Origin of the sequence: Methylobacterium sp. R2-1 (assembly GCF_014191355.1) — a bacterium.
In the GTDB taxonomy this organism is placed as follows: domain Bacteria; phylum Pseudomonadota; class Alphaproteobacteria; order Rhizobiales; family Beijerinckiaceae; genus Methylobacterium.
This window is the reverse complement of sequence record NZ_JACHWM010000004.1, coordinates 67,559-91,121: the sequence shown is the minus strand read 5'-3', so window position 1 is coordinate 91,121 and position 23,563 is coordinate 67,559. Positions and strand designations below refer to the sequence as shown.

The following is a 23,563-nucleotide window of genomic DNA, read 5'->3' as shown; positions in this document are numbered from 1 at the left end:
CATGCAAGGGTTATCCACATATTGTCCACAGAAAGAACATAACGCGAACATCGGCCACCGATAGAGGTGGCTTGCTTCCGCTCACGGGCCCTGTCCACATCCTGAGGACGCACCATGAGAACCGCCGACAAGCAGATTGCCGACATCCTCGTGCGCTATGGCGAGCCCTTCGCGGGCAATGTCTGGCGTGTGCAGGGCACCGCCGTCATCTACCATAAGACCCTGGAGCGGATCGCCGCCCACACCAAGATCCGCTTCGACCCGCCGACCCTGCTGCGAAGTGAGCGCGACGAGGCGGTGATCCTCGTCACCGGGCATATGCCCGGCGAGAAGGCGGGCGAGGAACGGGTCGAGTGGTCGATCGGCGAGGCACTGGTGAACGTGAATTATCGCGTCTCCGGCCGGCAAGCGGCCTATGTCTACGCCATGGCCGAGAAGCGGGCGAAGGACCGGGTCATCCTCAAGCTGATCGAGTTGCATGGCCTCGTCTATTCCGAGGAGGAGGCCGACGAGTTCCGCCAGAACCAGCCGATGGCGATCCGCGCCGTAGACGAGGACTTCGATGCGCCGCCCGCCTTCGACGAGGTGACGGAGCAGGAGGCCGATCTCAAGCGCCTGATCGACGAGGCGGAGTCGATCAACGCCGTGACCGACCTGATGCTCGACGAGCGGACGCAAGGCATCCTCAACGCCATGCCGAACGGCACCCGCGAGGAGGTGCGCGACTACGCCAAGGCCCGCCTGCGCGCTCTCGGTTGGCCCCCGGCCAAGAAGGCCGGGCGCGGCAATCGCGCTGCGTAACGGGATTCCGAAGGGCGAGCCCTCCGGCAGGGTGCCGGGGCGGAGCCCCGGCGTATCCCAGGGCTCTGCCCTGGACCCGCGAAAGGACTTGTCCTTTCGAAACCATGATGGGGTGAGGGGATGAACGCGCCGGTTCGGCCACCCGATCTCGACGTGCTCGCCGGCTCGGTTGAGCGGGTCACCTTCCACAGCACCGAGACCGGTTTCTGCGTCCTCAAAGTCCATGCCCGCGGCCGGCGCGACCTTGTGCCGGTGGTAGGGCACGCCCCGGCCATCGCTGCGGGCGAGTGGCTGACGGCGTCGGGGCGATGGGTCACCGATCGCGAGCACGGCCTCCAATTCCGCGCCGACACGCTCCAAGTGACGCCGCCCACGGGGATCGAGGGCATCGAGCGCTACCTCGCCTCGGGCCAGATGCGCGGCATCGGCCCGATGATGGCCAAGCGCATCGTCGCCAGCTTTGGCGAGGCGGTGTTCGAGATCATCGAGTCTGAGCCCGGCCGACTCACCGAGGTCGAGGGTGTCGGCCGCAAGCGCGCCGCCCGCATCGTCAAGGGCTGGTCCGAGCAGAAGGCGGTGCGGGAGATCATGATCTTCCTGCACGCCCACGGCGTCGGCACCGCGCGGGCAACCCGCATCTTTCGCACTTACGGCGGCGACTCGCTGAAGGTGATGGCCGAAGATCCCTATCGGCTCGCCCGCGACATCCGCGGCATCGGCTTCCGCACGGCCGACGCCATCGCGCTGCGGCTCGGCCTCGCCCGCGATGCATCGCAGCGGCTCGCCGCCGGCGTGTCCTATGCGCTCCAGACGGCGATGGACGAGGGCCATTGCGGCCTGCCCATCGAGCGGCTGGTGAGTCTTGCCGCCGATCTCCTGGACGTGGCGCCCGATCTCGTGCGCGTCGCGGCGGCGCTTGCCCTGCGCGAGGGCCGCGAGGTGGTGGCTGATACGCTGCGCGGCAAGCCCTGCCTGTTCCTCAAGGGCCTGCACGGGGCCGAGCGCACCATCGCGATGCGGCTCGCCGACCGCGCCGCCGGCACCCCGCCCTGGCCCCCCATCGACCTTGCACTGGCCCGCCCCTGGGTCGAGACCAGGACCGAAAAAACCCTCTCCGCCTCGCAGGCCGAAGCGGTCGGGCTGGTGCTCCGCTCGAAGCTCTGCGTGCTCACCGGCGGTCCTGGTGTCGGCAAGACCAGTACGCTCGACGCGATCCTGCGCATTCTCACGGCGAAGGGGGTGCGGGTTCTGCTTGCCGCCCCCACCGGCCGCGCGGCCAAGCGCATGGCCGAACAGACGGGACTGGAGGCACGCACGCTCCACCGCCTGCTGGAGATCGACCCGCGCAACGGCGGCTTTCAGCGGGGCGAGGACAATCCCCTCGACTGCGATCTCATCGTCGTCGATGAGACCTCGATGGTCGACGTGCCGCTGATGCATGCCCTGCTCAAGGCGGTGCCGGACCATGCCGGCCTGGTCCTCGTCGGCGACGTCGATCAACTGCCCTCCGTCGGCCCCGGTCAGGTCCTCGCCGACGTGATCGCGTCCGGCCGCGTCCCGGTGGCGCGGCTCACCGAGATTTTCCGGCAGGCGGCGGAGAGCCGGATCGTCGTCAACGCCCACAGCATCAACACCGGCCGCATGCCGCTCGCTGCGCCGAAGGGTGAGCCCAGCGACTTCTACCTTGTCGAGATCGAGAACGCGGAAGAGGGCGTCGATCGGCTCGTCGAACTCGTGACTGAACGCATCCCGCGCCGCTTCGGCCTCGATCCGGCGCGCGACATCCAGGTGCTGACCCCGATGATCCGCGGCTCGCTCGGCAGCCGCAACCTCAACCACGCCCTGCAGCGGGTGCTGAATCCCTCGCCCCCGGCGCAGGTGGAGCGCTTCGGCTGGCGTTTTGCCCCCGGCGACCGGGTGATGGAGACCCGCAACGATTACGACCGTGACGTGTTCAACGGCGACCTTGGCACGGTCAGCGCCATCGACGCGGAGGAGGAGGCCCTCGTCGTCGATTTCGAGGGCCGCGCGGTGATCTATCCCTTCGGCGAGCTGGACACGTTGGTGCCGTCTTTCGCGACCACCATCCACAAGTCTCAGGGATCGGAGTATCCGGCGGTGGTGATCCCGGTGGTGACGCAGCACCGCACGATGCTCGCACGCAACCTGCTGTATACCGGCGTCACCCGCGGGCGCCGTCTCGTGGTGCTGGTCGGCCAGCGCCGGGCGATCGGGATGGCGATCCGCGAAGCGGCCTCGCGCCGGCGCTGGACGAAGCTGCGGGAATGGCTCGAGACCGCTTGAGGTAGGGCTCGGCCCGCGATTTACCCTCGCGCCGGCACCGCCGCATCGTGTAGGCACCGGGCGACGGAGCGCCTCACCGAGACGTTCAACCTTCCTGTTTTCGAGAGCGGCGGTTCGCCATTCCTGATCCCGACGACATGCAGCCGGTGCGGCAGGTCTTCTATCTGCCGGGTTTCGATCCCCGTGAGCCCGAGACTTATTGGGGCCTTTTCCGTCGTGAGAGCCGCCTGACGGCCGAGCGGCGCGGGATGGCGATCACGGTCGGCGAACCGGTCCGCTCGGCCGATGGAATCAGCCTCGATTGGGATGTGGAGAGCGTGGCCGACGGCGCGGCGACGCAGGTGCGCTACAGCCTCCTGCGCTGGGACGATATCGTCCGCGCCCGCTTTCCCCGCTCCAACCTGCGTCGGCTGACGAGCCTGCCCGGATTATGGTGGCGGCTGTGGCGCTCCGGCTATCTGCGGAAGTTCAAGCGCGAGGCGCGGCGCTTCTATCGGGTCATCGTCAGCGTCCACCAGTTCTACCTGGTCTTCGTGCTGGCGAGTCTCGCGCTCGCCGTCGCGGCGGTGACGCTGACACCGCTGGCGCAGTTGCCGCTGCTGGCCGGCGCGACCCTCGTCCCGGTGCTCGCCTACGCAATTCTGGCACTTGTGACGCATCTGACTCGCGGAAAACCGCTCTACGTCACCCATCTCGTTGACGACACCGCGTTCACCCACGATCACGCTTCTGGCCGCGAGACCGCGATGCGCGAGCGTCTCAAGCCTTGGGCTGAGCGCATCCGCGCGGCGGAGGGGCGGGCCTCCGAGATCGTGGTGATCGGGCATTCCTCGTCGAGCTTCCTCGCCTTCGAATGCCTCGACCGCATCCTGAGGGCCGACCCCGAATTCGGCCGGCGCGGCACGCCGGTGACGCTGGTGACCATCGGCAGCGTCATCCCCTGGATCACCCTCGATCCGCGGGCCGTTGAGACGCGGGCTTCATTGAGCCGGATTGGCAACGAAACGGCGATCGGTTGGCTCGACATCCGCGCCAACTGGGACTGGCTCTCGATTCACCTGCGCGATCCGGTCAGTGCCTCCGGACTGCCGGCACCGCCGCGCGACCGCTTTGCATTGCTGCGTGTCGAGATCGAGGATCTGATCGAGCCCGAGCTCGTGGCGAGGCGACGCTGGAACCTGTTCCGCATGCACTTCCAGCTCCTGATGTCGAGCCGGGCACGGGACGCCTTCGACTACGTCGCCTTCATCGCCGGGCCGGAGCAAGTCCATGAGGTGGTGGAACGCTGCCGGACGCAGCGCGTGGTGACGGCGAACCCGGAATTCACCTAGCAAAAAGGGCGAGCCGGCTTGTGCGCAACCCGACCGGTGAAGCACCTGCCCTTGGCAGCCGGTGCTGATCCGCTCTAGAGCGATGCGCAAAGTGAGTTTGCTTCGCAGCGGACCCGTCGGGTTCGCCACCGGCCGGCTTCGTGAGGGGCTGGATCGAGCTGCGACAGAGGTTTGGGACAGGGCCTTCGGATGTTTCGCAATGATGTTCCGATCACCCCCGAGTTGGTGCGCCAGCACGGCCTGACACCCGACGAGTACGAGCGCTTCCGCGCCCTCGTCGGCCGCGAGCCGACGCTGACCGAACTCGGCATCGTCTCGGCGATGTGGAACGAGCACTGCTCCTACAAGTCCTCGCGTAAGCACCTGCGCGGCTTGCCGACCTCAGGTCCCCACGTGATCCAGGGACCCGGTGAGAATGCGGGCGTCATCGATATCGGCGATGGGCTGGCCTGCGTCTTCAAGATGGAGAGCCACAACCACCCGAGCTTCATCGAGCCCTATCAGGGCGCGGCGACCGGCGTCGGCGGCATCCTCCGCGACGTGTTCACCATGGGCGCGCGTCCGATCGCGGCGCTCAATGCGCTCCGCTTCGGATCGCCGGACCATCCGCGCACCCGCCACCTCGTCTCAGGTGTCGTCGCCGGTGTGGGCGGCTACGGCAATTCCTTCGGCGTGCCGACGGTGGGCGGCCTCGTCGGTTTCCATCGGCGCTACGACGGCAACATCCTCGTCAACGCCATGGCGGTGGGACTCGCCCGCACCGACGCGATCTTCTACGCGGCTGCCACCGGCGTCGGAAACCCGATCGTCTATCTCGGCTCGAAGACCGGCCGCGACGGCATCCACGGCGCGACCATGGCCTCGGCCGAGTTCGACGAATCGAGCGAATCGAAGCGACCGACCGTGCAGGTCGGCGACCCCTTCGCCGAGAAACTCCTGCTCGAAGCCTGCCTCGAACTGATGGCCTCCGGCGCCGTCATCGCGATTCAGGACATGGGCGCAGCCGGCCTCACCTGCTCGGCGGTGGAGATGGGCGCCAAGGGCGATCTCGGCGTCGAGCTGCATCTCGAGAAGGTGCCGACCCGCGAGCCCGGCATGACCCCCTACGAGATGATGCTCTCGGAAAGCCAGGAGCGCATGCTCATGGTGCTCAAGCCTGGAATGGAGGCCGAAGCCGAGGCGATCTTCGTGAAGTGGGGGCTCGACTTCGCCGTCATCGGCCACACCACCGACACCCTGCGTTTCGTCATCAAGCACAACGGTGAGACCGTCGCCGATTTGCCGATCAAGGAACTCGGCGACGAGGCGCCGCTCTACGACCGGCCGCACATTGCCAACACCCATCAGCCGGTGATCGCCGCCTCGAGCGTCGAGGCGAGCGTGCCGAACGTGGACGCGCTCAAGCGCCTGATCGGCTCGCCCGAGCTCGCCTCGAAGCGTTGGGTCTACGAGCAGTACGACCACTTCATCCTTGGCAACACCGTGCAGAAGCCCGGCGGCGATGCGGCGATCGTGCGGGTCGAGGATGGGCCGAAGGGCCTTGCCATCACCACCGACGTGACGCCGCGCTACTGCGAGGCCGATCCAGTCGAGGGTGGTCGGCAGGCGGTGGCGGAAGCGTGGCGCAATATCACCGCCGTGGGCGGACGCCCGCTCGCGATCACCGACAACCTCAACTTCGGCAACCCGGAGAAGCCCGAGGTGATGGGCCAGCTCGTCGGCTGCCTGAAGGGCATCGGCGAGGCTTGCCTCGCCCTCGACTTCCCCGTCGTGTCCGGTAACGTCTCGCTCTACAATGAGACCAACGGCGTCGGCATCCTTCCGACCCCGACCATCGGCGGCGTCGGCGTCATGGACGACGTGGAGCGCCACGCGACGATCGCGCTCAAGCGCGAGGGCGACGTGCTGGTGCTGATCGGGCGGACCGAGGGCTGGCTTGGCCAGTCGCTCTACCTGTCGGAAGTTCTCGGCCGCGAGGAGGGCGCACCGCCGCCGGTCGATCTGGCGGTCGAGCGCCGCAACGGCGATTTCGTGCGCAGCCTGATCGTGTCCGGCATCGCCGACACCGTCCATGACCTCTCCGACGGCGGCCTCGCCGTCGCGCTCGCCGAGATGGCGATGGCCGGCGGCCTCGGCGCGGCCCTCCCCGCGGCGCCGGACGGCGTGCCGGCCCATGCTTATCTCTTCGGCGAGGACCAGGGTCGCTATCTGATCGCGGTACCGGCTGAGGCGGCGGCCGACCTCCTCTATAGCGCCTCGGCGCAGGGGATCGACGCAGCCACCGTTGGCATCGTCGGCGGCGACAGCTTGGTGCTGCCCGGCGAAGAGACCATATCCGTGGCCGAGCTGAAGGCCGCGCACGAGGGCTGGTTCCCCGCCTACATGGCGAGCCAGCCGGCCGCACCGGCGGCGTAACGAGACGAAAGCGAGCGGAGAGCCCCATGCCGATGGATGCGCGCGAGATCGAGTCGATGATCCGCGAGGCGCTGCCCGACGCGCACGTCGAGATCAAGGATCTGGCGGGCGACGGCGACCACTACGCCGCGACCGTCATCTCCTCCGCCTTCAAGGGCAAGACCCGCGTGGTGCAGCACCAGATGGTCTACGGTGCGCTCCAGGGACGGATGGGGGGCGTGCTCCACGCCCTTGCGCTGACCACGGGTGTCCCGCAGGATTGAACCGATCTTGAAATCGGACGGACAGGTCTGATTTCACACCTGACCGAGACGAAGAGACAACGAGGACCGTGCGATGACCGACGTCAACACCTCCATCAAGAACGAGATCGACTCGCAGGACGTGGTTGTCTTCATGAAAGGCACGCCGCAATTCCCGATGTGCGGCTTCTCAGGGCAGGTCGTCCAGATCCTCAACTACCTCGGCGTGCCGTTCAAGGGCGTGAACGTGCTCGACGACATGGCGGTCCGCGAGGGCATCAAGGCCTTTTCGAACTGGCCGACCATCCCGCAGATCTACGTGAAGGGCGAGTTCGTCGGCGGCTGCGACATCGCCCGCGAGATGTTCCAGTCGGGCGAGTTGCAGCAGTTCCTGTCCGAGAAGGGCGTACCGGTGAAGAGCGCCGCCTGACCGGCTGCCATTTCGGAAACCCTTCGCCATCGTAGGGCTTGTCTCCCGGCGAGTGCGCCGGGAGATCAGTATGCACGACGTCATCATTGTGGGCGGCGGCCCCGCCGGGCTCAATGCCGCCCTGATCCTCGGTCGGGCACGCCGCAAGGTCCTGCTCTGCGACGCGGGCGAGCCCCGCAACGCTGCGACCCCGCGCACCTGGGGCCTGTTCACCCGCGACGGAACCCCACCCTTTGATCTCCGGGCGCAGGGTCGGGCCGACCTCGAGCGCTACGAGACCGTCGAGTGTCGCGAGGTCTCTGTTTGGCAAGCTTCGCGCGACGGCGACGGCTTCACGATCGTCCAGGCCGACGGCCGCCGCGAGCGGGCGCGCCGCCTGATCCTCGCGACCGGCCTCGCGCAGGACATTCCTGCGATCGAGGGGTTCGACACCTACTGGGGTACGGGTGTCCATTCCTGCCCCTATTGCGACGCCTTCGAGGTCCGCGACCGTCCGCTTGTCGTTTACGGCCGCGGGCATGGCGGCTGTGGGCTCGCCCTCGAACTGACCGGCTGGAGCCGGCACGTCACGCTCTGCACCAATGGTGGCGACGCCGACCTCTCGGACAAGGACCGCGAGCGGCTCTCCCGCAACAATGTGCGGGTGATCGAGGCGGAGATCGCGCGGCTCGAGGGAGACGGGTCGCGTCCCACCTGTCTCCGCTTTCGCGACGGCAGCGAAACGCCGTGTGCGGCGCTCTTCCTGATGCCGTTCGCCTGCAGCCCCTCCCCGCTTATTTCCCAACTCGGCTGCGAACTCGACGAGACCCGCAGCGTCGTGCCGACCCGCGAATACGAGAAGACCAATGTGCCCGGCCTCTATGTGGCAGGCGATGCCTCGCGCAGGGTCCAGTTTGCGGTCGTGGCTGCGGCGGAGGGCGCGATGGCCGCGTTCGCCATCAACGCCGAGTTCGTGGCGGAGGCGACCCGGTAGCGCGGGCGCTTCCGGCTGCATCCGCTCCCTGCGTGACGGAAAAAGTGACGAGGCGGCGCGTTGCTCAAAGCGGGGGCGAACGCCACTCCGCTTTCAGCACTCCGGAGCCGTGATGACCCCACCCGTCCATCCCCACACGCCGCGCGTTGCCGTTGCTTGCGGCTGCGCCCTCGGCGAGGAGGTCGTATGGGATGCCCGCGACGGTTCGCTGCTCTGGGTCGACATCGAGAACCCGGCGGTCTGGCGCCACTGGCCGTCCACGAACGTGACGGTACGCCTGCCGCTCGATGAAAAGATCGGCTTCGCCCTGCTGACCAAGGATCCGGATCGCGTCGTTGCCGGCTTCAAATCGGGCGTTGCCGCCCTGCGGCTGTCGGACGGATCCCGCACGCCGCTGGTGCGCCCGGACGACTACCCTGAGGGCAATCGGCTGAACAGCGGACAGATCGGGCCGGACGGCCGGCTCTATTTCGGCAGCATGGATGACGGGGAGAAAGCGGAAACCGGCCGCTTCCATCGCTGGGACGGAGCGCACCTCGAAACGTTCGGTAGCGCGGCCGTCGTAACGAACGGCCCCGTCGTGAGTCCGGACGGCCGCCGTCTCTACACGACCGACACGGCCGACGGCATTGTACGGGTTCACGACCTCGACGAGGGTCGGATCGGTGAGGCTCGGCCTCTCCTTCAGTTCGAGGAAGGCTGGGGCAAGCCGGACGGCCTGACGATCGACGCCGAGGGCCATCTCTGGATATGCCATTACGGCGCCGGACGCATCACCCGTTTCGCCCCGGACGGGCGTGCCGAGTACGTCGTGCCGATGCCCACGCCGCTCGTCACGAAGTGTGCTTTCGGCGGAGTCGACCTTTCGACCCTCTACGTGACGACTTGCCGACGCGGCCGAGATCCGACGCTCGATCCGATGGCGGGCCATCTCTATCAGGTCGAGACGGACTTCTGCGGTGTCGCGGCAGATCTTCTGGATTTGCCGCAGACATGAGTTGTACAACTATTGCGGCAGTCGCGTGCGGCTTCGCACCGCAGTAGCCTCTGGTGCGGTGCAAATATGAAAGTGCGGTTAAAGCCGAAGAACTGGCGGAACTTATCCCCAACTCGCTGGTTCTTCACCAACGGTCGAGCTTTTGCTCGTAAACCGCGTGCCCTCGCCGAGGGCGGGAGCGGGTCATGCCAGTCTTCGACGCGAAGAGTCTGACAGAGCAGGGTAACGGCGAGGTGTTTCTCGCAATGGTCCTCCACGCTACGCCGAAGGCGCGAGACGAGGCGCGAGAGCGCGGCCGGATGCGCGTAGAGCGGGCAACCATGCTTGCCGAGTCGGCCCCGGTCGTGCCGGGTGCAACGCTCGCCGCGCTCACACCCGCCGAAGTCGTGCCGGTGACCTGAACCGATTCAGTCATCCGGTGCGGGCGTGTCCCTACCACGCCTGGGGCGTGATGATGCCCTGGCGCGTGACAACAACCCATTGCCGACCTCGACGCTCGATTGCCTCAACTCGGCCGATGCCGGGCACGGCATCGCCCCGTCCGACTTCGACGAGCCGACGGCGGCGATCTTCGAGGATGGCGACGCCGTCGTAGACGTCGCGCAGAGCCCAAGCGTCCAGGGTCTCGGTCTTCGGCTTGTCGGGGAGGCTGCCAGTCTGCGTCGGCTCCTGCTTCAGCTCGAGCTTTGGCTCAATCTTGGCCGGGACGGCAGCCATGACGGCCTGTGACTTCTTCTCCAATTGCGCGATCATGCCGGCGATGCGCTCGCTCTGCTCGCGCTCGCCGCGGGCCACCGTCTCGGACAAGTTCGTCAGCCGCTTATCGAGCGCCTGTTCGCTGCGTCCGATCCGGTCGCTGAGGCTAGTCGCGAGCGACTTGGTCTCACCGCGAGCGGCCTCACTCGCCTCGCGCAGGGCCATGGCGGTGCGCGCCAGCCGGTCGATCTCCTGCGCGAGCCGAGCCGATTCCGCCCGTCCCGCCGACAGCTCGGCTTGAACCTGCGTGAGCACCGCGCCGGAACGCTCCTGCGGCGCGGCCAGAAGGCCGAGGGAGAGGCCGCCGATCAGGGCGGCCACGCTCGCTGCGGCGAGGCGACCGTTGGCGCCGAGGCGGAAGGTCTTGCGAGCGAGCGGCGCGGCCGGCGCTGCGACCGGCTCGGCCTTTGCACCGGCGACCGCCTGCTTCAGCATCTCCTCGGGCGAGATCGTTCCAGCCGTCGTCTTCGCCGCGCTCTCGCCCGCTTGGACCGTCTCCGACATGGCAAAGCTTTCCGCTGACGAGGTCGGACGACCTCGAACGATGATCCAAGGACGTACCGGCCGGGAGGTGGTCGGCTTCGATCCGACGTCGCGGCCCACTTGATATGTTTCCGGTGAGACTGCGCTGTCCGATTGGGGTCGGTGCGGTGGCCGTCACCCGCAAGACATCTCGTCGGGCGTTCAAGCATTTCGTTAACGATGTTTGTTTACTGAAAGGTTACCGGCGCGGAGCGGACCCGCTGACGAGCGTCAGGCCGTGAAACCCCCGGCGGCTTTGTCCCGGAAGTTGGCTGCCGGATCATGCGGCGCGACGCGGGCGCTGAGTTGTTCTGTCCCGCGGACGGTGCCGTTCCGCGTAGCGATCAAGGCGCACGACAAGCGTGCCGGGCGTTCAGCCGCGCTTCCTGACGAACCCCTTCTTTGACCCGCCTCCATCCGCGCGCCGCAGGGCTGCGATTGATCTTTCCCGCACGCTGAAGGTTTGCCGTTCAAGTCAGCCTCCGTGCCTGCGCGGGAGCACCTGTGATGCCTTGGCGACAGCGCTGCGGTTTCGATCGCGCGCAACACCATGGGGTGGAACCGAGCGTGTTCTAAGACGTTGCCAGAGCTATTCCGCAATATATGATGTCTCTATAGTGCATATCTGTGCTTTTTGATGGTTTTTTCTGCCTGCGAGCGCGGACTCTAAAGAAATCTTGTAAGGCAATTTGAAACATATCGACGCCGCTGCTTGCAAAAGCAGCAGGACTGGATCAGTCTCGAACTGAAACGATGCCAAAGTGGGTGCGTGGAAGGCGTCTCGCGCGGGATGGTGCAGATCTTTCATCCGGGCGCGGACACCGTGGCTCGTGTCGTCCTCGCCTCGATCGGGGCCGCGCCGGTTCTGGCGGTGGGGCTCGCCTACACGCTGTGGCGCTCGCCCTACGCGACGGCCCAGGACGTGACCGTTGAGCAACCGGTGCCGTTCAGCCACGAGCATCATGTCGGCGGCCTCGGGATCGATTGCCGCTACTGCCACACCTCGGTGGAGAAGGCGGCCTTTGCCGGCATTCCGCCGACCGAGACCTGCATGAGCTGCCACTCGCAGGAATGGACCAACGCGCCGATGCTGGCGCCAGTGCGCCAGAGCCTCGCCGAGGGGCGCCCGCTGACGTGGAACCGGGTCCACAACCTGCCGGCCTATGTCTACTTCAATCACGCGGTGCACGTGGCCAAGGGCGTCGGCTGCTCGACCTGCCACGGCCCGGTCCAGACCATGAAGCTGATGCGGCCGTCGGCCCCGCTCACCATGGGCTGGTGCCTCGACTGCCATCGCGACCCGGCACCGAGCCTTCGCCCGCACGATGCGGTGTTCGACATGACCTGGAAGCCGCCGGCCGATCAGGCGGTGATCGGCGCCCGCTTTGCCGAGAAGCGCCACATCAAATCGCCCGAGCGGCTGAGCGAGTGCTCGATATGTCACCGCTGACGACGCCCTCGCGCCGCGAGGCGCTGCGCCTGCTCGGCGCCGGCATCACGCTCGCTGCGGGCGGCTGCTCCAAGCCGGTCGAGACCATCGTGCCGTATGTGCACTCGCCCGAGCAGCTCCTACCCGGCGTGCCCGTGCGCTACGCGACGGCCGTTTCCCTGAGCGGCTGGGCGCGCGGGGTCCATGCCATCGCGGTGGATGGACGGCCGATCAAGATCGAGGGCAATCCGTTGCATCCGGGAAGCCTCGGGGCGACCGACGTGTTCGCGGAGGCCGCGATCCTCGACCTCTACGATCCCGATCGCTCGCGCACGGTGACCGAGCGGGTCAACGGCATCGCCTCCTGGGAGATGTTCGAGCGGGCGCTGAGCGGACCGCTCGCGACGGTTCAGGCGGCCCGCGGGCGCGGCCTGCATCTCGTCACCGGCCGCGTCACCTCGCCGACCCTCGCCCGCCAGATCGATGTCCTGCTGCGCGCCCTGCCGGAAGCGACGTGGCAAGGGCATGAGCCGGCTGATGACGTGAATGCCGAACGCGGGGCCGAGCTCGCATTCGGCCGCCGTCTGCGCGCGCTGCCCCGGCTCGACCGGGCCGAAACGATCCTGTGCGTCGGCGCCGACCCGCTCGGGCCCGGGCCCGACCAGATCCGGTTTTCGAACGCGCTTATCAGCCGGCGGCGCGATACGGCGCGGTTCGGCCGCCTCTACGTGGCGGAGGCCGCGCTGACGCTGACCGGCGTGAAGGCGGATGCGCGCCGGGCCGTCCATCCCCTCGATCAGCCGGCGGTTCTGACGGTGGTCGCCAACACGCTCGGGGCCGGTTTGCCTGTCCCCGAACTGCCCGAGGCGGCGCGGCTATTCGCCCAGGCCGCCGCCGACGATCTCAAGAGGGAGGAGGGACGCGCGCTGGTGCTGGCCGGGCCCACCCTCGCGCCGGAATGCCACGCGCTCGCGCACTGGATCAACGCGCGCCTCCGCGCGCCGGTGGACTTCATCGAGCCGCCGGACGGGATCGAGGGACGCAAACCGGCAACGCTCTCCGATCTGGCGAGCGCGCTCGACCGCGGTGCCGTGACGTGCCTCGCGATCCTCGGGTGCAATCCGGTCGCGACGGCGCCCGCCGATCTCGACCTCGCCAAGCGCATCGGGCGTGCCCGCTTCAGCCTCCATGCCGGACTGCACGGCAACGAGACCGCGGGCGCGACCCACTGGCACCTGCCGCTGACGCATGAACTGGAAAGCTGGTCGGACCTGCGCGCGACCGATGGCACCGTAAGTTTGGTCCAGCCGCTGCTGCGCCCACTCTATGACGGGCGCTCGCTCCACCAGATCCTGCCGCTGTTTTCCGGCCGTGCCGCGACGGCCGGATATGCGCTTGTGCGCGAGACGTGGCGGGAGCGCGGCGGCGGAGACTTCGAGGGCTGGTGGCGCCGCTGCCTGCACGACGGCGTCATCGACGGCACGGCGGCACCGACCCTCGACCCCGGCGAGCCGCGCCTGATCGCCCTGCCCGAGACCCGTCGGGGCGCGGGCCTCACCGTCGAGCTTCGGCCGGACCCCTGCCTCTGGGACGGGCGCTTCGCCAACAATGCGTGGCTTCAGGAATGCCCGAAGCCGATCTCGAAGCAGGTCTGGGGCAACGCGCTCGCACTCTCCCGCGCGGACGCCGGGCGGCGCGGGCTCGAGGCCGGTGATGTCGTGCGCGCGAGCGCGGGTGGGCGCGCCATCGAGGTGCCGATCGTGATCGAGTCCGGCGTCGCCGAGGGCGTCGGCATGCTGACGCTCGGCTACGGTCGCGAGCGGGCCGGCGCCATCGGCAACGGCATCGGTGCGAACGCCTATGGGCTCGCGAGCGCGGCCTCGCCCTGGCTCGTGACCGGCGTCGATCTCGCGAAGTCCGACCGGACCGAGACGATCCTGCGCACGCAGAACTACGTCGAGATCGAGGGCGAGACCCGAAAACTGTGCCGGCAGATCGACCTTGCCGCACTGGCGAGCGCCGAGCCGAAGGGGATCGGGGCGGATCAGCCGTCCCTGCTCGATCCGTGGAAGGGCGACAAGGACGGCCATGCCTGGGCGATGGTGATCGACACCGATGCCTGCATCGGCTGCAATGCCTGCGTCGTCGCCTGCCAATCCGAGAACAACGTGCCCGTGGTCGGCCCGGAAGAGATCGCGCGCGGCCGGATGATGCACTGGCTGCGGATCGACATCTACGACGAGGGCGGCCCTGAGGCGCCGCGCGCCGGGTTCCAGCCCGTGCCCTGCATGCATTGCGAGCACGCGCCTTGCGAGCCGGTCTGCCCCGTCGCGGCCTCCGTCCATGACGGCGAGGGCCTGAACCTTCAGGTCTACAATCGCTGCGTCGGCACCCGCTTCTGCGAGGCGAACTGCCCCTACAAGGTCCGCCGCTTCAACTTCTTCGGCTACGCGGACGGCCAGCCCTACGCGAATCTCGGCGCGGAATCGGTGAAGGCACAGCGCAACCCGAACGTCACGGTCCGCGCCCGCGGCGTGATGGAGAAATGCACCTACTGCATCCAGCGCATCGCCACCGAGCGGCAGGCGGCCGAGCGAGACGGCCGCGCGATGGGCCCCGTCACCACAGCCTGCCAATCCGCCTGCCCGACGCGGGCGATCCAGTTCGGCGATCTCGCCAAGCCCGGCAACGCCATCACCGAACTGCGCAAGGATCCGCGCCACTACGCGCTGATGGAGGAACTGAACACCCGCCCACGTACGACCTACCTCGCGAACCTCCGCTCCCCGAACCCGGACCTGAAGGAGGAACATGCGTGAGCGGGAATGCCCAGCCCCATCGTTGGATCGCCCGCGAGCGCCTCGGCTATGGCGAGATCTGCGCCGCGGTCGCCGACCCGATCCAGCGGCGCGGACCGGGTCGTGCCTGGGTGATCGCCTTCCTCGGCGTGCTGCCGCTGGTGCTCGCCAGCGTGATCGCCATCGGCGCGGTGCTGACCATCGGCATCGGCCTGTCGGGCGTGAACACGACGGTGGTGTGGGGCTTCTCCATCGCCAACTACGTCTGGTGGATCGGCATCGGCAATGCCGGAACGCTGATCTCCTCGATGCTGCTGCTGACCCGCCAGCATTGGCGTGCCTCGATCAACCGCTTCGCCGAGGCGATGACGCTGTTTGCGGCTGCCATCGCCGGCATCTTCCCGATCATCCATCTCGGGCGGCCGCTCTATTCCTACTGGCTGGCGCCCTACCCCAACACCATGGATCTCTGGCCGCAATGGCGCTCGGCGCTGGTTTGGGATTTCTGGGCGATCCTCAGCTACCTTCTATTTTCGTTGATCTTCTGGTTCACAGGTCTGCTGCCCGACCTCGCGACGATGCGCGACCGGGCGCAGTCGCGCCTCGGCCGGAAGATCTACGGCGCGCTGGCACTCGGCTGGCGCGGCTCGGCCCGGCACTGGGCGGTCTACGAGACCTTCCACAAGACCATGGCGGCTTTGGCCGTCCCGCTGGTTTGCTCGGTTCACTCTATCGTCGGCCTCGACTTCGCCGCGAGCCTGATGCCCGGCTGGCAGGAATCGATCTTCCCGCCCTACTTCGTCGTCGGCGCAATGTATTCAGGCTTCGCCATGGTGGTGGTGCTGGCGATCATCATCCGCTGGGGCCTGAACCTCCAGGCATTGATCACCCCGGCCCATTTCGACGCCATGGCGAAGGTGATGCTGTTCGCCTCGATCGTCATGACCTTCTCCTACGCCACGGAGTGGTTCATGGGCTGGTACGGCGGCGATCACGCCGACCGCGCCGTGGTCAGCTACTTCTTCACCGGCGACTATCGTTGGCTCTACTACAGCCTCCTGTTTTGCAACTGCCTCATGCCGCAGGCGCTCTGGTTTGCCCAGGTACGCCTCAATCTGTGTGCGCTCGCGATCATCTCGATCGTGATCAACCTCGGCATGTGGCTGGAGCGCATCCTCATCGTCTGGAACACGCTGTCGCACGGCCACGCCGTCAGCCTTTGGCGGACCTACCATGTCAGCTTCTACGACGGGGTGATCCTGATCGCGCCGCTCGGGCTGTTTGCCTTCGGCTTCCTCGTGCTGGCGCGGATCTTCCCCATCGTCTCGATCCACGAGGTCAGCCAGCTCGCCCACGACCAGGGCGCGGCGCGAGGGCGGGCGTCATGAGCGCCCCGCTCCTCGCCGAGTTCGACAACCCCGAGGCGCTGGTGCGGGCGATGCGGCTGGCCGCCGCTGACGGCCACCGCGCGCTCGACGCCTTCACACCCTTCCCGGTGCCGGACCTCACGGATGCCTTCGCGCCGCCGCGCAACCGCGTGCGGCCGGCGATGGCTCTGGCCGGATTCGGCGCGGCGGCGGCGATGTACGCCCTGCAATGGTACGCGTCGGTGATCGATTATCCGCTGAACACAGGCGGGCGTCCGCTGCATTCCTGGCTGGTCTTCCTGCTGGTACCGTTCGAGTTCGGCGTGCTGATCGCGGCGATCACGGGCCTCGTCGTCCTGTTCTGGACCTGCGGATTGCCGCGCCTGCACCATCCGCTCTTCGCGATCCCGCAATTCGAGCGCGCGAGCCAGGACCGCTTCATGCTCCTTATCGCGTCGAAGGATGCCGACGCGACGGCGCTCCGCGAGAGCCTGGAGCGGGCCGGCGCCCTCCTCGTCGCGGAGATGCATCCGTGAGGCGCGCCCTCCCCCTGCTGCTGCCGCTACTGGCCATCCTGGCTGCCTGCGAGGACCAGTCGATGCGCCAGCAGGCGCGCTACGAGGTCTACGGCAATGCCCCGCTCTTTCCCGACCACGCGGAGGCGCGCCGCCCGCCGGAGGGCACGGTCGAGGTCGGCGCGCTCGCCCGCGAGACCGCCCTGCGCGAGCCGCCGTCCGTGGATGCCGCCCTGCTGGAGCGCGGGCGTCAGCGCTACGACGCGATCTGCACGCCCTGCCACGGCTATACCGGCCACGGCGACGGCATGGTGGTGCAGCGCGGCTTTCCCGCCCCGCCCTCCTATCACGAGGACCGCCTGCGGGCGGCACCGGCCGCCTACTTCGTCGATGTCGTCACCCGCGGCTACGGCGTGATGTACGCCTACGCCAACCGGGTCGAGCCGCGCGACCGTTGGGCGATCGCCGTCTATATCCGCGCGCTGCAGCTCTCGCAGGGCGCCCGCGTCGCTGACGCCTCCGATCTCGCGGAGAAGCTGCCGTGAGCGATGCCCTGTTCCGCGGCTGGCTCCTCGCCTGGATCGTGTGGAGCGCGGTGCCTTTCGGCGCCCTCGTCCTCGTCATGATCCATACGGTGACCGGCGGCCGCTGGGGCGAGACCCTGGCGCCCGCACTGCGGCCGGCAACCGCCCTCGTGCCGCTCGCCGCGCTGGCCTTCCTCGGCGTCGCCCTCGGGCTCGATCACGCCTTCCCCTGGGCCTCGGGCAAGGGCGCCAAACCCGATGTCCTGCGCCTCTACCTCGATCCGACGCTGTTCCTCGTCCGCGCGGCCGTGACCCTGCTCGGCTGGTCGGCGCTCTCGGCTCTGTGCCTCTCCGGCCGAGCCGGCACGCTCACTGCCGCCCTGGGCCTCACCTTCTACGGTCTGACCATCAGCCTCGTCTCCGTCGACTGGATTCTTTCGGTCGAGCCCGGTTTCAACGCCTCGGCCTTTCCCGCCGACGTCGCGCTCCACCAGATCCTCGCCGCACTCGCCTTCGCCGCGCTGGTGAGCCCGCCGAGCGTTGACGCCCGCAGCGCCTCCGACCTCGCCGGCCTGATGCTCGCGACGCTCCTCGGCGTGATCTACCTCGAGCTGATGTCCTACATCGTGGCGTGGTACGGCGACCTGCCGCCCAAGGCGGCGTGGTATCTGAAGCGTGGCGCGAGCCCTTGGGGCGGCGTCCTCGTCGCCGGCCTGATCCTCGGCGGGATCCTGCCCTTCCTCGCCCTTCTCTTCTCGGCCGTCCGAAGAAGCCCGTCGCTGCTGCGCGGCGTCGGCCTGCTCGTGCTGGTCGGCGTGGCCGTTCACTTCGCCTGGCTCGTTCTCCCGGCCTACGGGGATGAGGCCAGCTCCGCCGCCGCGGCGACCGTAGTCGCTCTCATTGCGCTGGTGCTCCTCTCGGGCTTCGCCTCCCGGCTCATCGTCCGGCGTGGCGGGAGGCTCCGTCATGTCTGACGCGGCACGCGGTCAACTCCACACGCGGGTCCACGACGACGTCGTCGGCCATGCCCCGCCCGGTACCGAGGCACCCGACATCCGGCTCAAGCCGCTGCTGCTGACCGGTCTGTTCATCGTCGTCTTCGCCGCCGTCACCATCGGAGGCTTGCGGTACTACTACAACCGCCAGGGTCTCGGCCCGCTCGTCCAGGAGGCGCGGGTCTTCCCGCCGCCGCGGCTTCAGCAGAGCCCGGAGGTCGACCTCGCGGCGATGCTCAAGGACCAGCGGGCCAAGCTCGACAATTACGCCTGGATCGACCGCGAGAAGAGAATTGCCCGCATGCCGATCGAGGAGGCGATGCGGCACCTCGCGGAGCGCGGCAACGCGGCCTACGCAGCGCCTCTCCAGCCGGAGCGGACGCCCACGCTCGGCAGCCGCGGCGGCGCGTCGAGCCGTGTTCTCTCCCCCGGCTCCGGGACGGGCACGGTCAATACGCCCGCGAGTTCCCAGCCGGGGGAAGGCACGCCCTGATGCTCGACGCCCTGATCCCCGCCTTCCTGCGGCCGGAATCGGCTTCCGTTCAGGCGGCGAAGGTCGATGCGATCTTCATCGGCCTCCTGCTGATCTCCTCGGCCATCGTCCTGCTCGTGGTCGGGCTGGTCCTGACCTTCGCGATCCGCTTTCGCCGCGGCTCGTCTGCCAAACGCGGTGAGATGCCAAGTCTCGTTTCGCGGGAGTTCGAAATCGGCTGGACCGCCGCGACGCTGTTCATCTTCGTCTTCATCTTCTGGTGGGCGGCCTCAGTCGAGATCGCCGCCTTCTCGCCGCCCAAGGACGCCATCGAGATCCACGTCGTCGGCAAGCAATGGATGTGGAAGACGCAAGGACCCAGCGGCACGCGCGAGATCAACGAACTGCACGTGCCCGTCGGCGCGCCGGTGCGCCTGCTCCTGACCTCGCAGGACGTGATCCACTCGTTCTACGTCCCCGCCTTCCGCCTGAAGCGCGATGCCCTGCCCTACCAGCAGACGGAAACGTGGTTCCAGGCCACCAGGACCGGCACCTATCACCTGCTCTGCACCGAGTATTGCGGCACCGACCACTCGCGCATGCTCGGCCGGGTCATCGTGATGGAGCCGCAGGATTACGCGCGGTGGCTCACCCGGCAGCCCGAGCGGGATGGCCTCGCCGAACTCGGCGAGCGGCTGTTCTCCGAGCGCGGCTGCTCCGGCTGCCATAACGCCGGCTCGAAGGTGCACGCGCCCGCGCTTGCCGGGATCTGGGGACAGTCGGTCCCGCTGGAGGGCGGACGCATGGCAAGCGTCGATGAAGCCTATATCCGCGACTCGATCCTCCAGCCGCAACGCGACGTGGTCGCCGGCTACGAGCCGATCATGCCGAGCTACGAGGGCAAGCTCTCGGACGGCGAGATCCAGGCGCTCACCGCCTATATCCGCCACGGCACCGATCGGTTCGACCTGATCGGCTCGCTCGACCTCGCGCCCGCGCAGAACATCTGCGCGCCCGGCCAGACCCCGCAGGACGCCGCCTCGAACCAGACCCTGCGCAGTCCCGCTATGGTGCCCGGCGCGCCCGCCTCGGGAGAGACGCCGCAATGATGCATCATCCCTCTTCCGCAGGAAGCCTCCGATGAGCGGCGCCTCTTCCGATGCCTCGACGCTGGCCAATCCGCGCGAGTTGGATCTCGGCCTGCCGGTCAGCTACCTCGGCGATGGCTATTCCGTCGCCTCCTGGCTGTTCACCACCGATCACAAACGCATCGCGATCCTCTACGCGCTGTCGATCACCTTCTTCTTCTTCATCGGCGGTGCGGCCGCGACCCTGGTGCGGCTGGAGCTGTTCACGCCGCAGGGCGACGTCGTCGGCGCCGACACCTACAACAAGCTGTTCTCGCTGCACGGCATCGTCATGGTGTGGTTCTTCCTCATCCCGTCGATCCCGACGACGATGGGGAATTTTTTGCTGCCGCTGATGATCGGCGCGCGCGACCTCGCCTTCCCCAAGCTCAACCTGATCTCGTGGTATCTCAACATGGCCGGCGGGCTGCTGACGCTCGCCGCCGTGCTGGCGGGCGGCATCGATACCGGCTGGACCTTCTACGTCCCCTACTCGACGGTGTTCTCGAACACCTTCGTCACCCTCGCCGTCCTCGGCGTGTTCGTCTCCGGCTTCTCGACCATCGCCACGGGCGTGAACTTCATCGCCACGGTGCATTTCCTGCGCGCGCCCGGCATGACGTGGTTCCGCCTGCCGCTGTTCGTATGGTCGATGTACACGACGAGCCTGATCTTCGTGCTCGCCACGCCCGTGCTGGCCCTGACGCTCGTCCTCGTCATCGCCGAGCGCACCTTCAACCTGCCGATCTTCGACCCGGCCCGCGGCGGCGACCCGATCCTGTTCCAGCACCTGTTCTGGTTCTACTCGCACCCGGCGGTCTACATCATGATCCTGCCGGCCATGGGTGTGATCTCGGAGGTCATCACCTGCTACGCCCGGCGGCGCATCTTCGGCTATTCCTTCATGGTCTACGCCCTGGTGGCGATCGCGGTGATCGGCTTCTTCACCTGGGGCCACCACATGTTCACCTCGGGCATGTCGCCGTTCGCCGCCCTGGTGTTCTCGTTCCTGTCGTTCATCGTGGCGGTGCCCTCCGCCATCAAGGTGTTCAACTGGACCGCCACGCTCTACCGCGGCCAGATCGGCTTCGAATCGCCGATGCTCTACGCACTCGGCTTCCTCGGCCTGTTCACCATGGGCGGTCTGACCGGCCTGTTCCTGGCCTCGGTGCCGATCGACGTGCACGTGCAGGACACCTACTTCGTCGTCGCCCACTTCCACTACATCATGGTCGGCGCCTCGGTGTCCGCCTACTTCGCCGGCCTGCACTTCTGGTGGCCGAAGGTGACGGGGCGGATGTATCCGGAGGGTTGGGCACGCTTCGCCGCCCTGCTGATGTTCTTCGGCTTCAACCTGACCTTCTTCCCGCAATTCATCGCCGGCTATCTCGGCATGCCGCGGCGCTACTACACCTATCCGCCGGAGTTCCAGGTCTGGAACGTGCTCTCTTCCTCCGGTGCGGCCGTGCTCGCCGCGGCCTATCTGATGCCGCTCGGCTACCTCACCTGGTCGCTGTTCTACGGTGCCCGCGCCCTCAACGATCCCTGGAACGCCTCGGGGCTCGAATGGCGCACCACCTCGCCGCCGCCGCGGCAGAACTTCTTCGGCAACCCGCAGGTTCTCGCACCGCCCTACGACTACCATCCGGAGGCGACGCCGCCGGGTGACGAGTCGCGCATCGCCGAGGAAGGGGCGCTGACGTGAGCACGGGCGGCGACGTCCTCGACAAGACCCCCGAGCGGCACCTGCGCGAGCCGTGGGACGAGCTCCGGCTTCCGGAAGGTCGGGCCTTCTCTTACCAGCGGGCCGGGGCGACCTTCGGCATCTGGGTCTTCATCGCCAGCGAGGTGCTGTTCTTCGGGGCGCTGTTCCTGCTCTACACGGCGATGCGGCTCGAGCACGCGGCGGATTTCGCTGTCGCCGCGCGCGAGACCAACATCGTCTACGGGACGCTCAACACCGCTCTCCTTCTCACCAGCGGGCTCTTCGCGGCAACCGCCTCGCAAGCCTCCGAGCAGGAGGGTTGCCGCCGCCTGACGCTTGGATGCCTCACAGCGACGGTCCTGCTCGGCCTCGCCTTCATGGTGGTGAAAGGGCTGGAGTATCGCGAGGACATCGAGCGGCACCTCGTGCCCGGTGCCGACTTCGCGTTGAAAGCGCCCGCGACGCAGCTCTTCTTCGGCTTCTACTGGCTCTCGACCGCGATCCACGCCATCCATCTCTCGATCGGCATCGGCCTCGTCGTCCGCCTGATCTGGAAGGAGTGGCGCGCGCCGGGCTTTCTGTTCGAGAATCCGCAGGTCGAGGTGGCGATGCTCTACTGGGGCTTCGTCGACATGATCTGGATCGTGCTCTACCCCATGCTCTACCTCGGCGGACGCGGCGGATGAGTGCAGTCACGCCAAAGCCAACCGTTGCGCTCTGGCTGCGCGGTCTGATCGTCTGGGCGCTGCTGCTCGCACTGCTGGGCCTGAGCCTGTTCTCGGCCTACGTCGCGCCCGCACCCTGGGCGACGGTCCTCACTTTCGGTATTGCCGCAACGCAGGCGAGCCTCGTGGCCCTGCTGTTCATGCGGCTCGACCAGGCCGACACTCTGGTGCGGCTGGCGGCCGCCTGCGGCCTGTTCTGGCTCGCCATCCTGTTCACGCTGACGCTCACCGACACGCTGAGCCGCCTCGCCAATAGCTGACCCGGCGCGCTCGTCATCTCAGGCGAACCGCATCGCCGTCTGCCCCAGGGCCGCGGCCAGGACCTTCCGCGTCCGGGGATGCCGAGCGGCTTCCATCGCCGCCATCAGCGCAGCCGCAGGAAATGCGCGTGGTCGATTCGCCCGGAAGGAATGGGCACAGGATCCAGCGCGGGCCGCAGGATCGGGAGCAGCTCCGCACGGCATAGCGTTCAGCCTTCGCGTCGAGCCGGTGGGGAATCTGACGTGTCGTCGTTTCCCGTATTTGCCTCAACCGTCTTCAGATTTGAGTCACCAAGCCACGGAACCGTTTCTTTATCCTCGTGGCAATCGAACAGAGGAGTCGACCAGCGGTTGTTGAGGCGCTTGTGGCTATACAAGATTTGTTAACGCGGGGAATTGATCCTTGAACAACGAAGAGGACTGATCCCAATGCGTAAAATTGTTTCGATCTTTGCTGTTTGCACTGCTCTGTCGCAGATGTTCGGAGCCGCCCAGGCGCAGGACCTTTCCGCCCTGATGGCTCGATTCAACACGACGATGCAGGATTTGGAGAACAGCGCCCTGCGAAACACGATGACCCGGGTCTCGGCCAGCACCGACAGCATGCCGAGCCCCGGTCAGGGCAATGCGTTCTACGGCGTGCAGGATGGTCAGTATAATCGCATCGATGCGACGCAATCCGGTATCGGCAACTTCATCCGCATCACGCAGGCCGGTGTCTCCAACACCGCGGTCATCGCGCAGTCCGGATCCTACAACCAGATCACCCTGAGGCAGGGCCGCTGACGCGGCAGGGCGACGCGCGGTCGGATCGGAAACGACACCGCGCCTTTTCTCGACGTCGCGACGAGGCGCTTGCCTCGGTCGCGTCAGAG

The 23,563-nt window shown here is 67.6% G+C and carries 22 protein-coding genes; 21 read left to right on the top strand and 1 reads right to left on the bottom strand.

What is annotated here, in order from left to right; genetic code table 11:
• Positions 1–114: 114 nt before the first annotated feature.
• The 9 genes from FHU13_RS07210 to FHU13_RS07170 all read left to right on the top strand — a co-directional run bounded on the left by FHU13_RS07210 (position 115) and on the right by FHU13_RS07170 (position 9,894).
• Positions 115–801: a trna delta -isopentenylpyrophosphate transferase gene (locus tag FHU13_RS07210; RefSeq protein ID WP_183435197.1), complete on the top strand. Its 687-nt coding sequence runs from the start codon at positions 115–117 to the stop codon at positions 799–801.
• Between the two features lie 120 nt (positions 802–921).
• On the top strand, positions 922–3,105 hold the full coding sequence (locus tag FHU13_RS07205; RefSeq protein WP_183435196.1) for an ATP-dependent RecD-like DNA helicase: 2,184 nt from the start codon (positions 922–924) through the stop codon (positions 3,103–3,105).
• Between the two features lie 146 nt (positions 3,106–3,251).
• Positions 3,252–4,436: a hydrolase gene (locus tag FHU13_RS07200; RefSeq protein ID WP_183435195.1), complete on the top strand. Its 1,185-nt coding sequence runs from the start codon at positions 3,252–3,254 to the stop codon at positions 4,434–4,436.
• A 189-nt stretch (positions 4,437–4,625) separates the two neighbouring features.
• Positions 4,626–6,851: a phosphoribosylformylglycinamidine synthase subunit PurL gene (purL, locus tag FHU13_RS07195; RefSeq protein WP_183435194.1), complete on the top strand. Its 2,226-nt coding sequence runs from the start codon at positions 4,626–4,628 to the stop codon at positions 6,849–6,851.
• A gap of 26 nt (positions 6,852–6,877) precedes the next feature.
• A complete protein-coding gene (locus tag FHU13_RS07190) occupies positions 6,878–7,114 on the top strand; it encodes a BolA family protein (RefSeq protein ID WP_183435193.1) in 237 nt (78 codons plus the stop codon).
• Between the two features lie 73 nt (positions 7,115–7,187).
• Positions 7,188–7,523: a Grx4 family monothiol glutaredoxin gene (gene grxD, locus FHU13_RS07185; RefSeq protein WP_183435192.1), complete on the top strand. Its 336-nt coding sequence runs from the start codon at positions 7,188–7,190 to the stop codon at positions 7,521–7,523.
• A gap of 70 nt (positions 7,524–7,593) precedes the next feature.
• Complete coding sequence (locus tag FHU13_RS07180) at positions 7,594–8,496, top strand: NAD(P)/FAD-dependent oxidoreductase (protein WP_183435191.1); 903 nt, start codon at positions 7,594–7,596, stop codon at positions 8,494–8,496.
• A gap of 112 nt (positions 8,497–8,608) precedes the next feature.
• Positions 8,609–9,493, top strand: coding sequence for an SMP-30/gluconolactonase/LRE family protein (locus FHU13_RS07175; protein ID WP_183435190.1), 885 nt, complete (start codon positions 8,609–8,611; stop codon positions 9,491–9,493).
• Between the two features lie 185 nt (positions 9,494–9,678).
• On the top strand, positions 9,679–9,894 hold the full coding sequence (locus FHU13_RS07170) for a hypothetical protein (RefSeq protein WP_183435189.1): 216 nt from the start codon (positions 9,679–9,681) through the stop codon (positions 9,892–9,894).
• A 31-nt stretch (positions 9,895–9,925) separates the two neighbouring features.
• Here the strand turns inward: FHU13_RS07170 and FHU13_RS07165 are convergent, their stop codons facing one another.
• Positions 9,926–10,753, bottom strand: a complete 828-nt coding sequence (locus FHU13_RS07165; protein WP_183435188.1) for a hypothetical protein — start codon at positions 10,751–10,753, stop codon at positions 9,926–9,928.
• An 808-nt stretch (positions 10,754–11,561) separates the two neighbouring features.
• Here FHU13_RS07165 and FHU13_RS07160 point away from each other — a divergent pair.
• The 12 genes from FHU13_RS07160 to FHU13_RS07105 all read left to right on the top strand — a co-directional run bounded on the left by FHU13_RS07160 (position 11,562) and on the right by FHU13_RS07105 (position 23,474).
• The gene (locus tag FHU13_RS07160) at positions 11,562–12,221 is read left to right on the top strand and encodes a cytochrome c3 family protein (RefSeq protein ID WP_183435187.1); all 660 of its coding nucleotides are present in this window, start codon (positions 11,562–11,564) and stop codon (positions 12,219–12,221) included.
• Entirely contained in the window at positions 12,209–15,019 is a 2,811-nt protein-coding gene (locus FHU13_RS07155; protein ID WP_183435186.1) for a 4Fe-4S dicluster domain-containing protein, read from the top strand. Before FHU13_RS07160 ends, FHU13_RS07155 begins: the two co-directional genes overlap by 13 nt.
• The gene (gene nrfD, locus FHU13_RS07150; RefSeq protein ID WP_183435185.1) at positions 15,016–16,386 is read left to right on the top strand and encodes an NrfD/PsrC family molybdoenzyme membrane anchor subunit; all 1,371 of its coding nucleotides are present in this window, start codon (positions 15,016–15,018) and stop codon (positions 16,384–16,386) included. Before FHU13_RS07155 ends, nrfD begins: the two co-directional genes overlap by 4 nt.
• On the top strand, positions 16,383–16,901 hold the full coding sequence (locus FHU13_RS07145) for a DUF3341 domain-containing protein (protein ID WP_183435184.1): 519 nt from the start codon (positions 16,383–16,385) through the stop codon (positions 16,899–16,901). Before nrfD ends, FHU13_RS07145 begins: the two co-directional genes overlap by 4 nt.
• Positions 16,898–17,425 (top strand): cytochrome c, encoded by a 528-nt coding sequence (locus tag FHU13_RS07140; RefSeq protein WP_183435183.1) that lies wholly within the window; start codon positions 16,898–16,900, stop codon positions 17,423–17,425. Before FHU13_RS07145 ends, FHU13_RS07140 begins: the two co-directional genes overlap by 4 nt.
• Complete coding sequence (locus tag FHU13_RS07135; RefSeq protein ID WP_183435182.1) at positions 17,422–18,378, top strand: hypothetical protein; 957 nt, start codon at positions 17,422–17,424, stop codon at positions 18,376–18,378. The genes FHU13_RS07140 and FHU13_RS07135 overlap by 4 nt, the downstream gene beginning before the upstream one ends.
• Positions 18,371–18,892: a hypothetical protein gene (locus FHU13_RS07130; protein ID WP_183435181.1), complete on the top strand. Its 522-nt coding sequence runs from the start codon at positions 18,371–18,373 to the stop codon at positions 18,890–18,892. Before FHU13_RS07135 ends, FHU13_RS07130 begins: the two co-directional genes overlap by 8 nt.
• A complete protein-coding gene (gene coxB / locus FHU13_RS07125) occupies positions 18,892–19,980 on the top strand; it encodes a cytochrome c oxidase subunit II (RefSeq protein WP_183435180.1) in 1,089 nt (362 codons plus the stop codon). Before FHU13_RS07130 ends, coxB begins: the two co-directional genes overlap by 1 nt.
• A gap of 31 nt (positions 19,981–20,011) precedes the next feature.
• Positions 20,012–21,703: a cytochrome c oxidase subunit I gene (gene ctaD / locus FHU13_RS07120; protein WP_183435179.1), complete on the top strand. Its 1,692-nt coding sequence runs from the start codon at positions 20,012–20,014 to the stop codon at positions 21,701–21,703.
• A complete protein-coding gene (locus tag FHU13_RS07115) occupies positions 21,700–22,389 on the top strand; it encodes a cytochrome c oxidase subunit 3 (protein WP_183435178.1) in 690 nt (229 codons plus the stop codon). The genes ctaD and FHU13_RS07115 overlap by 4 nt, the downstream gene beginning before the upstream one ends.
• Positions 22,386–22,688 carry a cytochrome C oxidase subunit IV family protein gene (locus tag FHU13_RS07110; protein WP_183435177.1) on the top strand — a complete coding sequence of 101 codons (303 nt, stop codon included), beginning with the start codon at positions 22,386–22,388 and terminating at the stop codon, positions 22,686–22,688. Before FHU13_RS07115 ends, FHU13_RS07110 begins: the two co-directional genes overlap by 4 nt.
• A 396-nt stretch (positions 22,689–23,084) precedes the next feature.
• Positions 23,085–23,474, top strand: coding sequence for a curlin repeat-containing protein (locus FHU13_RS07105; protein WP_183435176.1), 390 nt, complete (start codon positions 23,085–23,087; stop codon positions 23,472–23,474).
• Positions 23,475–23,563 lie beyond the last annotated feature (89 nt).

Excerpts from the sequence above, each read along its gene's own strand:
- FHU13_RS07210 (WP_183435197.1), top strand. The coding sequence starts at position 115 with ATGAGAACCGCCGACAAGCAGATTGCCGACATCCTCGTGCGCTATGGC.
- FHU13_RS07205 (WP_183435196.1), top strand. The coding sequence starts at position 922 with ATGAACGCGCCGGTTCGGCCACCCGATCTCGACGTGCTCGCCGGCTCG.
- purL (WP_183435194.1), top strand. The coding sequence starts at position 4,626 with ATGTTTCGCAATGATGTTCCGATCACCCCCGAGTTGGTGCGCCAGCAC.
- FHU13_RS07190 (WP_183435193.1), top strand. The coding sequence starts at position 6,878 with ATGCCGATGGATGCGCGCGAGATCGAGTCGATGATCCGCGAGGCGCTG.
- grxD (WP_183435192.1), top strand. The coding sequence starts at position 7,188 with ATGACCGACGTCAACACCTCCATCAAGAACGAGATCGACTCGCAGGAC.
- FHU13_RS07180 (WP_183435191.1), top strand. The coding sequence starts at position 7,594 with ATGCACGACGTCATCATTGTGGGCGGCGGCCCCGCCGGGCTCAATGCC.
- FHU13_RS07175 (WP_183435190.1), top strand. The coding sequence starts at position 8,609 with ATGACCCCACCCGTCCATCCCCACACGCCGCGCGTTGCCGTTGCTTGC.
- FHU13_RS07170 (WP_183435189.1), top strand. The coding sequence starts at position 9,679 with ATGCCAGTCTTCGACGCGAAGAGTCTGACAGAGCAGGGTAACGGCGAG.
- FHU13_RS07165 (WP_183435188.1), bottom strand. The coding sequence starts at position 10,753 with ATGTCGGAGACGGTCCAAGCGGGCGAGAGCGCGGCGAAGACGACGGCT.
- FHU13_RS07160 (WP_183435187.1), top strand. The coding sequence starts at position 11,562 with ATGGTGCAGATCTTTCATCCGGGCGCGGACACCGTGGCTCGTGTCGTC.
- FHU13_RS07155 (WP_183435186.1), top strand. The coding sequence starts at position 12,209 with ATGTCACCGCTGACGACGCCCTCGCGCCGCGAGGCGCTGCGCCTGCTC.
- FHU13_RS07145 (WP_183435184.1), top strand. The coding sequence starts at position 16,383 with ATGAGCGCCCCGCTCCTCGCCGAGTTCGACAACCCCGAGGCGCTGGTG.
- FHU13_RS07130 (WP_183435181.1), top strand. The coding sequence starts at position 18,371 with ATGTCTGACGCGGCACGCGGTCAACTCCACACGCGGGTCCACGACGAC.
- coxB (WP_183435180.1), top strand. The coding sequence starts at position 18,892 with ATGCTCGACGCCCTGATCCCCGCCTTCCTGCGGCCGGAATCGGCTTCC.
- ctaD (WP_183435179.1), top strand. The coding sequence starts at position 20,012 with ATGAGCGGCGCCTCTTCCGATGCCTCGACGCTGGCCAATCCGCGCGAG.
- FHU13_RS07110 (WP_183435177.1), top strand. The coding sequence starts at position 22,386 with ATGAGTGCAGTCACGCCAAAGCCAACCGTTGCGCTCTGGCTGCGCGGT.